The organism is Rhizobium sp. WSM1274 (assembly GCF_025200775.1).
In the GTDB taxonomy this organism is placed as follows: domain Bacteria; phylum Pseudomonadota; class Alphaproteobacteria; order Rhizobiales; family Rhizobiaceae; genus Rhizobium; species Rhizobium leguminosarum_I.
In genome coordinates, this window is sequence record NZ_CP104138.1 from 2,488,401 (window position 1) to 2,500,933 (window position 12,533).

Below are 12,533 nucleotides of genomic sequence, written 5' to 3' on the forward strand. Positions count from 1 at the left end.
AGACATGCAGACGTCGATACCAACAGAGGGGTCTGGGGCGCCCATTTCTTCAAGGCCGGCGCCTCACGCCGACGATATCCGGGAACAACTGGAACGTGTCGTCTCCAGCCCTGAATTTCCAGGCGTCGGTCGCGCCGCCACGTTTCTCCGCTATGTTGTCTCGGAAAGCCTCGAGGGCCGGGGTAACCGGATCAAAGCCTATTCGATCGCGATCGAGGTGTTCGGCCGGGATCCCGGCTTCACCCAGGACGATCCGGTGGTCAGGATCGAGGCCGGACGGCTGCGGCGGTCGCTTGAGCGCTATTATCTCGTCGCCGGGCAGCATGACCCCGTCAGGATCGACATTCCCAAAGGCGGATATGTTCCAACCTTCGCCTGGTCCTGTCCGGCATCAGTCGACATTGGAGACGAAGACGCTGGCGAAACATCGCCTTCTGAGGTCCGCCCCGGACGCTGGTGGCGCGCACGGCGGGTCTTGTGGCCGGGTGCTGCTGCGCTCGCTGCAGTGGCTATTTCGCTCTATTGGATCGGGGCGCGATTTACCGCTCCGTCGCTCGAACGCGCCGCAAACCTATTGCCCGATCGTCCGGCCCTCGTAGTTGCCCCGTTTGCCAATCTTGGCGAAGGGCCAGAGGCGCAGCTCTACACTGCCGGCCTGACCGAGGAACTGATGACCATCCTGCCACGGTTCAAGGAGATCAAGGTCTTCGGTCGCGAGACGTCCAAGTCACTTTCCGCGGATGTGGGCACATCGAAGATCCGGGCCGAATTCGGCGCGCGCTATCTCCTTGCCGGCGGTGTCCGCACGTCGGGAAAGCGCCTTCGTGTGACGGCCAGATTGCTTGATACGTCGGACGGCGAGATCCTCTGGTCGGAGAATTATGACAATGATCTCGCATCGGGGGACCTGTTTGCGATCCAGACGGATGTCGCCAGAAAGGTTGCGACTGCCATCGCCCAACCCTACGGCGTCATGGCACAGGTCGACGCCGCCAGTCCACCGCCTGATGATCTCGGTGCGTATGAGTGCACTCTGCGCTTCTATGCCTATCGCTCGGAGCTCAGCGCCGAAGCGCATGCGCGCGTCCGGGATTGCCTCGAGGCTGCACTGGCGCGCTTTCCGAATTATGCGACCGCCTGGGCGATGCTGTCGATCGTCTATCTCGATGAGGACCGATACAAGTTCAATCCAAGATCAGGCCAGGATACAGCCATACAGCGTGCACTCGACGCCGCCAGCCACGCAACGCAGATCGATCCGAACAATACGCGCGGACTTCAAGCGCAGATGACGGCGCTGTTCTTCGACCGGCAGCTTGCTGAATCACTTCGCGTTGGCGAGCAGGCGCTCGCCACCAACCCCAACGACACCGAACTGATGGGCGAGTTCGGAACCCGGCTTGCAATCGCTGGCCAGTGGCAGCGCGGAGCAGACCTTCTGGACCAGGCCATTGCTCTGAACCCAGGAGGTGGCGGCTTCTACCATGGAACGCGAGCCTTGGCCGCCTACATGCTCCGCGACAACCACACCGCCGTGCTGGAGATCCGACAGGCGAACATGCAAAAGTTCCCTCTCTTCCATGTTGTCGCGGCCATCATCTATGCGGAGGCGGGCATGATGGAGGACGCCCGACGAGAAGGACAGGTGTTCGTCAGCATGCGACCTGACTTCCTGCCGAACGTTGTAACGGAACTCGCAATGCGCAACATGCAGCCTGAAGATCGCGACCGTCTGATCGAAGGACTTCGCAAGGCGGGAATGACCGTGTCCGATCCGAATGCAATGGCGTCGACCGCCGACACCTCGGACCTGCAACCCCGCTGATGCTGCCTCCCCGACCGTAACATACCCGATCATACGGGTAAGGCATCTCATCTTCGCATAGTCTCGCCTCAGTGCCGACTTCGACAACCGCAGCGCGCGGCGTCGAGGCCTGCTCAAACTTGACGTGGCGACGAGGAACAGCAGTGAGCACAAGATGTCGCGATGGCCGATCTCACCAAGGTCAAGGTGGGCGACAGGCTGAACCACGGAAAATTCGCGGAACCGCCTGAGGTCGTGCAGCTCATCGGGGCGCGGTCCTGTGGGTACGCCGCCGAAGGCGTCCGAGCGCACTGCCGGAGGCCGATCAAAGGAGACATGCAGGCAATAGCGTTTCAGCAACCGGCAGACGCAACAGCTTCATCGAGATCAGGATAGACGATGCCATTACTTTCCAAGATCCGCATGGTTAGACTACTTCTCACGGGGCTCACCCTGGCATCCATTCTCCTTTGTGCCTCCATTGCCGTGGCGCAGAGCACGACGCCGGCCGGCCCGCAGCCTGAAAGTGTCCAGCGCTTTATCGGCATGCTCTCGGATCCGGATGTCCAGCGCTTCCTGCAGCAGCAGTCGGAAGCAGCCAGGGCCGTGACGGAACCGCCCGTCGCAACGCCGAACGCCGACCCTTCATTCTCGGAATTCGCGATGCGGTTCCGTGTCCACGCCTCCGGCCTTCTCGGGGCTATCAAGTTCTTTCCTTCGGAGACGATGCATGGTGCGGCCATACTCGACCAGGACGTCCAGGCGAACGGCGGGACGCGGCCGATCTTTCTGGTCGCGGCCTTCGTTGCCGTCGGGCTGGCCGCGCAATGGCTGTTCTGGTGGATCAGCGCCGGCTGGCGCTCCTGGATGACACGCGCGCCCTTCGCCACAGTTCACCAGAGGGTGATCGCACTGGCCGCGAGGCTTCTTTGGGCGGCATGTTTCGTTCTGTCGTTCGGGCTCGGCAGCATCGGATTCTTCCTCTTGTTCCAATGGCCGCCGATTGTCCGGGAAATCGTCGTCGGTTACCTCTTCGCGATCGTCGTCTTCCGTCTGGCGAGCGCGCTTTTCGACGTACTTCTGGCGCCGCGAGCCGAGGAAGAAGGTCGGTTTCGTGTCGTGCCGATCACGAGGGATGCCGCCGACCATTGGACAAAACGCCTCGGTTACCTCATCGGCTGGTATGCCTTTGGCTGGGTGACGATCCGACTGCTCGGCACGCTCGGTTTTTCCGTCCCGGCCCGACAACTCGTCGCCTATGCCCTCGGCCTCGTGCTCCTCGTCATCGGTATCGAAGCCGTCTGGAGACGTCCGGTTCAATTGGCTGCCGGTCAAGCCGGCCGGATCGGCCTGCGGGCGCGGAACTGGCTCTGGACGGTCTACTTCGTTGCCGTCTGGCTGCTGTGGGTGGTCGGAGCCATGAAGCTGTTCTGGATCGCGGTGGTCTGTGCAGCGCTGCCCGGCGCTATCGCCCTCACCAAGGCGTCGGTCGACAATATCCTGCGGTCTTCCGCGGCCGAAGAGGACGGCCACAAAAGAGGCACCGTCGTGTCGGTGATCGTGGAGCGCGGCATAAGGGCGGCGCTGATCGTCGGAGCGATCGTTCTGCTCGCAGACGCCCTGGGCATCAGGCTGACGCAGATGACAATGCAGGATTCGCCGGCCCTGCGCCTCGTGCGTGGACTCCTGAGCGCCGGGATTATTCTCCTGGTCCTCGACCTCGCCTGGAACGTCGTGAAAGTGCTGATCGATCGCAAGCTAGGCGACACCGAAGCCGTCCTTGAAGTCGGCAGCGAACGGGAGCGGCGGCGCACCCGTCTCAGAACCCTGCTGCCGATCCTTCGCAATTTCCTCATGATCCTCTTCGTCGCCATTGCGATCATGATGGCGCTCTCATCGCTCGGGGTCGAAATCGGACCACTGATCGCAGGTGCCGGCGTGGTCGGCGTCGCGATCGGCTTCGGCGCGCAGACGGTGGTCAAGGACGTCATCAGCGGGATGTTCTACCTGCTCGACGACGCCTTCAGGGTCGGAGAATATATCCAGAGCGGCAGCTACAAGGGCACCGTCGAGTCGTTCAGCTTGCGATCCATCAAGCTCAGGCACCACCGCGGTGCGGTCTACATCGTCCCCTTCAGCGAGCTCGGCGCTGTGCAGAACATGAGCCGCGACTGGGTGATCGAGAAGATGACGATCACCATCACCTACGATTCCGACATCGAGAAGGCCCGCAAGATCATCAAGAAGATCGGCCTGGAGCTCTTCGAGGATCCGGAGTTCAAGCCGACGACGATCGAGCCGCTGAAGATGCAGGGGATCGACAGCCTGGGGGACTCCGGCCTGCTCCTGCGCATGAAAGTCATGACCCTTCCCGGCCAACAGTTCACGCTGAAGCGTCGAGCTCTGCGGATGATCCACGAGGCGTTCAACGAAAACGGCATCAAGCTCGCCGTGCCCACAGTTCAGGTCTCGGGCGGCAAGGACGACGCTGTCGCAGCCGCTGCCCAGCAGACGCTAGCAGCACACAACGCAGCCGCAGCCGCAAACCCGGCCTGAGGGCGGAATCTTCGAGGAAATGAACACACGAGAGCAATGGGAGTAAATGAAATGAAGATCCTCGTTATCCCTACGCACATGCTTGCGACACTTGCCGTCATCATGACGGTCTGCGCACCCGTCCTCGCTCCCACGACGGCCGAAGCCCGTCGCGGCGTAGCGGCATGCGGCCCGAGAGGCTGCGGTGCTGCGGCCTGCGGACCGCGCGGATGCGCTGCAGTCGGAAGCACCCGTCCTGCCGTTCGGCCGCCCGTCCGGCGCGGCGTCGTGGTCGTCGCCCCTCGCCGCTACTGGCGCCCGGGTACGGCAATCGCCGCAGGTGCTGCCATCGGCTTCGTCGCCGGAGCTGCCGCCGTTTCACTGGCAGGCACGCCGCCGCAGTCCGGTCAATGCTGGTACTACACCTCGCCCGCCAAGACGACGGGCTTCTGGGACGTGTGCCCGCGCTGAGCGATCCGGCGGAAAACTGCCAGCTCGTTTGGTTCTCTTCGTCGCCTGCCCTCCCCTGAGTGGGGAGGACCTCAATTTCCAGGTCACAAATTTTAGAGGGTACGTTCCATGGATTTCACAGTCATCGATGCCGCGCTCGTCGGAAAACTTCTCCTGCTGCTTCTGGTCGGCCTGGGGCCGAAGATTGCCCTGGTGCCGTTTCTGGAGAAGACCCATGCCTTCGATACCGAAACCAAGGCGCGCATCGGCCGCCAGATGGTTTTGGTCGCAACGGTCACAGCCTTGATCCTTTTTGCCACCGGCGCTTTGCTGATGCGGCTTCTCCATATCACGGGCGGTGCCGTCGCCGTCGCCGGCGGTATCATCCTCGCGCTTATCGCGATCAAGATGGCATCAGGACCAACAGAGAAGCCGCATGAGGAAACGGGGCTTCCCGTCGATCCCGAAAAGATCGCCGTCTTTCCGCTTGCGGTCCCTTACCTGCTCAATCCTGTCGGCATCACCGTCGTCATCATCGCCTCCGGCGAAGTCGTCTCGATTGCCAGCGCGATACTCGTCATCGGCCTGATCCTGATCGTCGCTGCGTTGGACTATTTGGTATTTACCAACATCGACGCGCTCGCCAAGCGCATGAAGCCTGCCAGTCTGATCGTCTCGGAGGTCGTCTTCGGCATTCTGCTGACCGCAGTCGCAGTCCAATTGGTCGTCAGCGGGCTTGGCGGTCTTGGCATCATCACCCCAACCGCTGCGCATTAGATGCGGATGATTTGCGGCCGGCGGTCTAAAAAACTGAACCGGGATTTAAATCAAAAAGTGGAGCCGAAAGCCGCTCGGTTTTCGGCACCATGCTCAGCTGCGCATTTGCTGTCCCCCTGCGTGGAAAGCCCGAGGATTAAGGTCGGGAACAGACGACAATGGTGTCGCCACCGACCACCGGGCGCACCGCGATCATTCAATATCTCTGATGTTATCCATAAGTTCTATTCGTTTGAATGATGAGTTTTCAAAGCCCATATTGGGATCATGGACATGGACGAACCTCCCATTAACGACCATGGCCCTGACCCAAGAAAGGAATTGGAAAATGACCACGCTCACCTATCGCGGTGGTGGTAAGTCCCTCACCTCCGGCCAAGGCCGCTTCGATCCGGGACATTATGCCCGTAAGCTGGTGCTCGCTTGGACGCGCTGGCAGACGGCCCGCGAAATCGAAGCCATGCCCTTCGACATTCGCAAGGATATCGGCTGGCCGAGCACGGACGACAGCAAACACCGGACCATGTAATGAATGCGACATTTCCTCCCAAAATAAGGGCGGCGTCTGCATTGTGCAACGCCGCCTTTTTCATCTTCTGAATGCCCGAATCTGATTGTCGAATGTCGCTCGCCTTTCCGGCACTGGACGGCGCCGCAACTGCATGTCAGGTGCAAACGCGCTGCGGCAGGCGGGAGCCCCATCAGGCTTTCCAATTACTCCCACCGGCTAGAGCGTTTCAGGTTTTGACGGAAGCGTATCCGGCATTGTCGAAGTAGTTGCTGCATTCGCTGGGCTCGATGGTTGTGACGAGGTGTCCGATGTGGCGCCAGGTGTCATCGATGGTTCGCTTCTGAGCCAGGCGCATCCAGTGCTTGATTTTGGCGAAAGCCTGTTCGATCGGATTGAGGTCGGGGGAGTATGGCGGCAAGTACCAGAGCCGAGCACCAGCGTTGCGGATCATCTGACGGATGGCGACCGACTTGTGGGAGCCGAGATTATCCATCACGACGATGTCGCCGGGTTTGAGCACCGGTACGAGTTGCTGCTCGACATAGGCGCGAAAGCACTCACCGTTGATCGGTCCATCGAAGACACAGGGTGCGGTAAGCCGATCGCAGCGCAACGCGCCGAGGAAAGTCAGGGTGCGCCAATGTCCGTGCGGCGCGAAGCTGCGCAGGCGTTTGCCCTTCGGCCCCCACCCTCGAAGCGGCGCCATGTTGGTCTTGATCCAGGTTTCATCGATGAAGACCAGCCGTCTTGGATCGAGGCCAGCCTGCCAGGATCGCCAGCGCTGTCGCCGTCGCGCGACGTCAGCGCGCGCCTGCTCAAGGGCGAACAGTGTTTTTTTTGAACCGCAATCCCTCACGTCGCAGGAACTGCCATACCGTATCGTGGGATACCTTCACCCCTCGCGCGGCCAGCTCTTCCTTCAACCTGTGCAGTGACACATGCGGCGTCTGGTTGATCCGCTCCACGATAAACGCCCGATGCGGCTCCAGAACCCGCTTGCGGTGGCCGCCCATCTTCCCAGGCGCGACAGATCCGCTCGAACGATAACGCTGCGACCACTTTACCGCTGAAGACACGGCAATACCGAACCGCGCCGCAACCGACCGGCAGCTCTCACCGGCTTCGATTGCAGCAACAACACGCTCACGAAGATCATTGGAAAGAGGTCGCGTCATTCGATGCTGGCCTCCACTCCAGCCAGCATCTTGAATCACAAAACACACAAAAACGGAATCCCTTCCGATTCAACTAAATCCGGATACGCTCTAATTCTGTCGGTTCTCTTTGTAAACGCGGAAGCGAATGATTTCGCGCGAAATTGGAGCAGTTTCAGGCGACCCTGGGCACTGCGCGTGTAGACAAGTTCCGAATCACCGACGTAACGATTCCAAAGTTCAGCGAAATAGATGGCATCCTCTCTTTTTCGGCCGATGATCGAAGGGACTGCATGATAATCCACCCGATTCATCCGCCAGAATGTTGACGACCTTACGAGAATGTAACGGGGATTCTGTGGGGGAACGAGGACTTCCCGTAGAGCGTCGAGAAAGCGGGACCGCTCTATTGTCGTGGCACCCTCAAGCCGGCAATAGATGATGCCGTTTTGGTCGAGCGTCGCCTCGACACTCACTTTTCCCAACTCGGTCCTTATGACGCCCATATGATGCAGCGTCTCCAGAACGGTTATTCCCACCTGCTTCATGCTCCCCTCCAGCGAGCCGTTCCGCAGCAGCAACAGGCTAGCTTTCAGTGCGCCCGGCAAGCAGAAGATGGCCAGTAATGCGAACATAACGAACAGGACCAACTCCAGTTGTTGGAGCGATCGGATGTGTGTAGCGCGAAAGCTGTGCAAGAATCCGTTCAAGATCATACCGGCGAGCGCGGCGCTGTGCGCAAACAGAAACTTTGTCGTATTCCAGTTAACCAGCCCCTTAGGGGCATAGTTGCTCTCCAATGTTTCTTGCATCCTGGCAACGGCGCGTTTGCTGTGCAGCGCGCTATGCCAGCGGGATTTCAGTGATTTGCGGTCTGCAGCCCTCCGTTCCATCATTTTGTTGATCTCATCAACACCGCGCGCATTCCATTTGGCGGTACCCAGCATCAATCGTTGAAAACCGCTTTCGATCAGCGGAGGCTCGCCGAAGGACAAACCCTCAAACGCGTAAAATCGGCGCTTCAGCGCATCGACGTCGCTGCCCAGGTCTATTGTCATAGTGTCAAAGGGATCGGGCGCTTTTCTAGCGGTCGATTTCCTCCCGAAGCGCAGCAATATTCTCTGCTCGAGCTTTTCAGGGTCGATGACCGCCAGATGCCAGACGTTCGCTGCCTTCTGAGAGTTTCGAGGATCGATGCGAATGGCACGACCGCGCATCTGATTGGAGAGTACGTATGATCCCACCGTACTTGCCAGGATCAAAGTGTTTACGGACGGCGCGTCCCATCCTTCACCCAGCAAAGCCTGTGTGCCGACCAGGGCTGTGATCCCGCCGCGACTGAACAGCTCGGTGATTATATGCACGATATTGCGGCTCCGCTCGCCGCAGAGTTCCACGCTCAGAAAGCCTGCATCGAATGCCGCCTGTTGATAACGGATGTGTTCGGCACCGATGCCAAGACGGTCTGCGATCTCTTCAAGAATTCCTTTTGACTCCGCAGGAATGAGAATCAGACTCCCGGTCAGAATTCCAAGCTTGAGATCAAGTTCGGACCGCCGCAGCGTCTCGAAGATTGGCACAACGCCCATTCTCTCGATGGGCTGAAGGTCCGTGGGGGCAGTGGGCAGCGCATCCTTCCTTATATAGTCGGAAAGGATAACCATACGGAGTTCGTCACCCATCGACGCGCTTTCGAGCCGGGTAATATCGACGATCGCGTTGAGCTTGCTCACACTTGATACCAGCAGCTTCTGAACCGATCGTGGATCAGTCAGTCGCACTCTGCTGTGCTCCAGTGCCCTAATTTCCCTCAACCTGTCTTGCTGGCAGCGGATTGCCTCTTCAGCTTCTTCGAAATCATTGCGATAGGTGTAGATAACGCCGTTCAACATTACCTCTATCCATTCAAGCGTCAGATCCGGTATTTCACGCGCCTTGACGCCGAGAATGTCGAGAATCGACTGCGGCAAGTCGACATATTGTGAATTTAGGAAGATCAGCATGCTGGAGAAAAAGCGTGCGTCGTCCAGTATATGCTCCACATTCTCGATCGGCTGCGCAATCCATGGATGACGTAGAATTGCCTCCTTGAATTCTGCACTCTGCAGCGTTTCGATGAAGTCTCCGATCTGCGCGCGAAACTCGGTCAGCTTCTGTGCTTCCAATGCACTCGGCAGACTGAAGTGGACATAATCCTGGTGTGGGCAAAGATCGCCTTGCAACACAAGTTCCGGCACGGAAATTTCGCCGTCGATCGGCCCGCAAAGCGCCTGATAGCGGTCCCATTCCTGAGGATCTACATCATAAGGAGGCGTAGCTGTCAGCGCGACGACAGTGGGCTGGCCTAGTGCTTCCTTGAGCATCGTCAGCGCCTTCCACCACTCGTTTCTAAGATGGTGCGCTTCATCGAGCACAAGGGTGCGAACCTTCTCCTCGCGCAGCTTCGCGATGATTTTCTTTCTCGCCTTCTCCGTTTCCTGCTTGCCTAGTTCGCCGGATTGCGCCCCGTCGCTGCCCTCCTCTTCACCGTCGAGGATTTCTTCTTCGGACGGATGGCCCGAGAGCGCCGCATGCAGAGCTTGATAGGTGATGATCGTGACGGTTCCGGGCGCTTTCACATCGTGGGAAATCCACTCCGGTTCGGCAAGGTCGGCGGGCAAGAACATCGTGCGCAGCCGATGCGCCCATTGGTCCCGAATGGTCTTGCTCGGAGCCAGAATCAAAGTCGCCTCACCGAGCCTGCACATCACTTCAAGACCTAAAACCGTTTTACCGGAGCCGGGTGCCGCCACAATATGCAACCCGTCATCGCCAATGAGATTTGTCAGATCATCAAGTATCTTCTGCTGATATTTTCGCCACTTTCCCTGAAAAGCGAGGTCCTTCATTCACTGCTGCCTCTTGGATCAAATGTGACGAGTCGTCGCGGAAGCTGCGACTAAAATGCTCTTCAGGAGACTCTGCACCATCTTGGCGCGCGTCATGCAGCGCCAGTTATGCTCCCCGCAGTCCTTTTGACGAAATTTCAACGTCAGCGCAACGACATCAGCTCGCTATAATGAATGCGACATTCCTTCCAAAATAAGGGCGGCGTCTGCACCATGCAACGCCGCCTTTTTCGTGGCCTCACCATCCATTCCTAAGCCATTTTCAACATTGAATTTCAGTCGCCTATGAGCCTGTCTTTTGCCCCGCCCGCAGCCATTCCGGCGGTTTCACCGGCCAAATCGCGGGCGATGTCGCATATTTGCTCTTCCCGGCCGCATTTTTCCATGCCAGTGTCGCTTTCAGGACATCGGCGCGACGCATTCCGCGCAACGAATGTGTCATCGCCCCTCGAGCATGGATTTCGCTATGAACAGGATGCAGATCAAGAAGCGTTCGGTAGTCTTCTTTATGGTACCGCAATTCACCATGCTGCCCTTTTCGGCGGCCGTGGATACCTTGCGCATCGCCAATCGCATGCTCGGCTACCAGGCCTATACCTGGCGGCTGACCTCCGTCGATGGAGAAAAGGTCTATTCTTCCTGCGGCATCGGCGTCGAGGCAAATTCCTCGCTTGCCGAGGAGCGCCGTCATCTCGGCGGCGAAAACCGGCCAGGCATGGTGCTCGTCTGTTCCGGCATCGATGTCGAGCAGTTCAACAACAAGTCGGTCAATGCCTGGCTGCGTGAATGCTACAATCGCGGCGTCGCCGTCGGCAGCCTCTGTACGGGCGCGCATGTGCTTGCCCAGGCCGGTCTCCTGAACGGCAAGCGCTGCGCCATCCACTGGGAAAACCTGCCGGGCTTTTCGGAAGCCTTCCCACAGGCGGAGGTCTATGCCGATCTCTACGAGATAGACGGCAATCTCTACACCTGCGCCGGCGGCACCGCCTCTCTGGACATGATGCTCAACCTCGTCGGCGAGGATTTCGGCGAAAGCCTCGTCAACCGCATCTGCGAGCAGCACCTGACCGACCGCGTGCGCAACCCGCACGACCGCCAGCGTCTACCGCTGCGCGCCCGCCTCGGCGTGCAGAACGCCAAGGTACTGTCGATCATCGAACTGATGGAAGGCAATCTCGCCGAGCCGCTGTCGCTGATCGAGATCGCCGACGGCGCCGGCCTCTCGCGCCGCCAGATCGAGCGGCTGTTCCGTCAGGAGATGGGCCGCTCGCCGGCCCGCTACTATCTGGAAATCCGCCTCGACCGTGCGCGCCACCTCCTGGTGCAGTCCTCGATGCCCGTCGTCGAGGTTGCCGTCGCCTGCGGCTTCGTCTCGGCCTCGCATTTCTCCAAGTGTTATCGCGAACTCTACCACCGCTCGCCGCAGCAGGAGCGCGCCGAGCGCAAGATGACCATGGCGACGGCAAGACAGGCGGTCGCCGCGTGAGACATCAAGAAAGGCCGCAACCGCCGCGGCCACTTGGACAAGTAACGATCTAACGGCAGCAAAACCGTCACTTCGGTTGTTGCTGCCCGGGTAGATTGTCGGGCCGAATGACCGGTGTCTTGCCTTCCTCAGGCGCGGGCTTGCTGAAATCGCTGTCTCCGGTCGGGGGCGGTTTCAGTACACCTTGGCAATCGTCCATCTTTTGCGACAGCGAACCGTCCTTGGCCGCCTTCCCGGCGTCCTCCGCTGCCGACTGATTGTTTTGATCTGCAGGCGATGCAGTGCAACGTTCCGAGCCGGCCGACGGTTGTTCTTTTGTCTGTCCAATAACGTTTGAACTTGAAAATGCGACCATCGCAAAGATCAATGCAGCTTGGATACGCATTGGCTTTTCCCGCGCCGCTTCAGCCTCTCGCGCCGCCGGTCTGGGAGTGTGCGCCACCTGGCCTGGAGATGTGGGAAAGCGCCGATGCTGCAGCCCCGTCACTGGACGTCACCGCGATGTCTCCAAGCGACAGGATGCCGACGAGGCGCTTGTTCCGATTGACAACCGGCAGGCGACGAATTTGTTGATCGCCGAGGTTCTCAAGCACGTCATTAACATCATCGTCTTCGAAGCAGTATTTCACATCGGCAGTCATCACATCCGCAATCTTGGCATCCGGCCCTTTGCCGCGGGCAACAGCGCGGACGGCAATGTCTCTATCCGTGATCATTCCCACCAGCCGGTCCCGATCGCCAACCGGAACCACACCCGCATCAATGTCTGCCATCATTTGTGCGGCATCCTGGATTGACTGGTCGGGGCGAGCGACCAGAACGTCGCGCGTCATGGCTTCCCTGACTTGCATGATGAATCCTCCGTATTTCGGTTGAATCCGCTAAACTTGCGGCTCAGGCATTTGTTCCACGCCGCCATCGTCAACAG

The 12,533-nt window shown here is 59.3% G+C and carries 10 protein-coding genes and 1 pseudogene; 7 read left to right on the forward strand and 4 right to left on the reverse strand.

The genetic code is table 11. The annotated features are described in order from the left end of the window. The first annotated feature begins 4 nt into the window (after positions 1 to 4). From N2600_RS12555 to N2600_RS12580, 6 genes and pseudogenes are all read left to right on the forward strand, one after another. Positions 5 to 1,825, forward strand: a complete 1,821-nt coding sequence (locus tag N2600_RS12555; RefSeq protein ID WP_260296402.1) for an adenylate cyclase — start codon at positions 5 to 7, stop codon at positions 1,823 to 1,825. Positions 1,826 to 1,981: 156 nt separating this feature from the next. Then, positions 1,982 to 2,153, forward strand: a pseudogene (locus N2600_RS34555) (alpha/beta hydrolase); the annotation flags it as partial. A 50-nt stretch (positions 2,154 to 2,203) separates the two neighbouring features. Further along, positions 2,204 to 4,360: a mechanosensitive ion channel family protein gene (locus tag N2600_RS12565; RefSeq protein WP_260111033.1), complete on the forward strand. Its 2,157-nt coding sequence runs from the start codon at positions 2,204 to 2,206 to the stop codon at positions 4,358 to 4,360. Positions 4,361 to 4,411: 51 nt separating this feature from the next. Continuing rightward, positions 4,412 to 4,810 (forward strand): hypothetical protein, encoded by a 399-nt coding sequence (locus N2600_RS12570; protein WP_170280875.1) that lies wholly within the window; start codon positions 4,412 to 4,414, stop codon positions 4,808 to 4,810. Between the two features lie 108 nt (positions 4,811 to 4,918). After that, entirely contained in the window at positions 4,919 to 5,566 is a 648-nt protein-coding gene (locus tag N2600_RS12575; protein WP_222294705.1) for a MarC family protein, read from the forward strand. A 328-nt stretch (positions 5,567 to 5,894) separates the two neighbouring features. After that, positions 5,895 to 6,095, forward strand: coding sequence for a hypothetical protein (locus tag N2600_RS12580; RefSeq protein ID WP_260296403.1), 201 nt, complete (start codon positions 5,895 to 5,897; stop codon positions 6,093 to 6,095). 208 nt (positions 6,096 to 6,303) lie between these two features. On the opposite strand, the gene N2600_RS12585 is transcribed toward N2600_RS12580, so the two are convergent. Both N2600_RS12585 and N2600_RS12590 read right to left on the reverse strand, forming a co-directional pair. Next, a protein-coding gene (locus N2600_RS12585; RefSeq protein ID WP_162115351.1) for an IS630 family transposase occupies positions 6,304 to 7,252 on the reverse strand; the annotation gives its coding sequence in 2 pieces (ribosomal slippage) (positions 6,304 to 6,915 and positions 6,917 to 7,252; 948 coding nt in all). A 35-nt stretch (positions 7,253 to 7,287) separates the two neighbouring features. After that, the gene (locus tag N2600_RS12590) at positions 7,288 to 10,119 is read right to left on the reverse strand and encodes a DEAD/DEAH box helicase family protein (protein ID WP_260296404.1); all 2,832 of its coding nucleotides are present in this window, start codon (positions 10,117 to 10,119) and stop codon (positions 7,288 to 7,290) included. A gap of 466 nt (positions 10,120 to 10,585) precedes the next feature. Between N2600_RS12590 and N2600_RS12595 the strand changes: the two genes are divergently transcribed. After that, complete coding sequence (locus N2600_RS12595; RefSeq protein ID WP_003540607.1) at positions 10,586 to 11,605, forward strand: GlxA family transcriptional regulator; 1,020 nt, start codon at positions 10,586 to 10,588, stop codon at positions 11,603 to 11,605. Positions 11,606 to 11,672: 67 nt separating this feature from the next. Here the strand turns inward: N2600_RS12595 and N2600_RS12600 are convergent, their stop codons facing one another. After that, positions 11,673 to 11,990 carry a hypothetical protein gene (locus tag N2600_RS12600; protein ID WP_260056254.1) on the reverse strand — a complete coding sequence of 106 codons (318 nt, stop codon included), beginning with the start codon at positions 11,988 to 11,990 and terminating at the stop codon, positions 11,673 to 11,675. 19 nt (positions 11,991 to 12,009) lie between these two features. Next, on the reverse strand, positions 12,010 to 12,456 hold the full coding sequence (locus N2600_RS12605) for a CBS domain-containing protein (protein WP_017964713.1): 447 nt from the start codon (positions 12,454 to 12,456) through the stop codon (positions 12,010 to 12,012). Positions 12,457 to 12,533 lie beyond the last annotated feature (77 nt).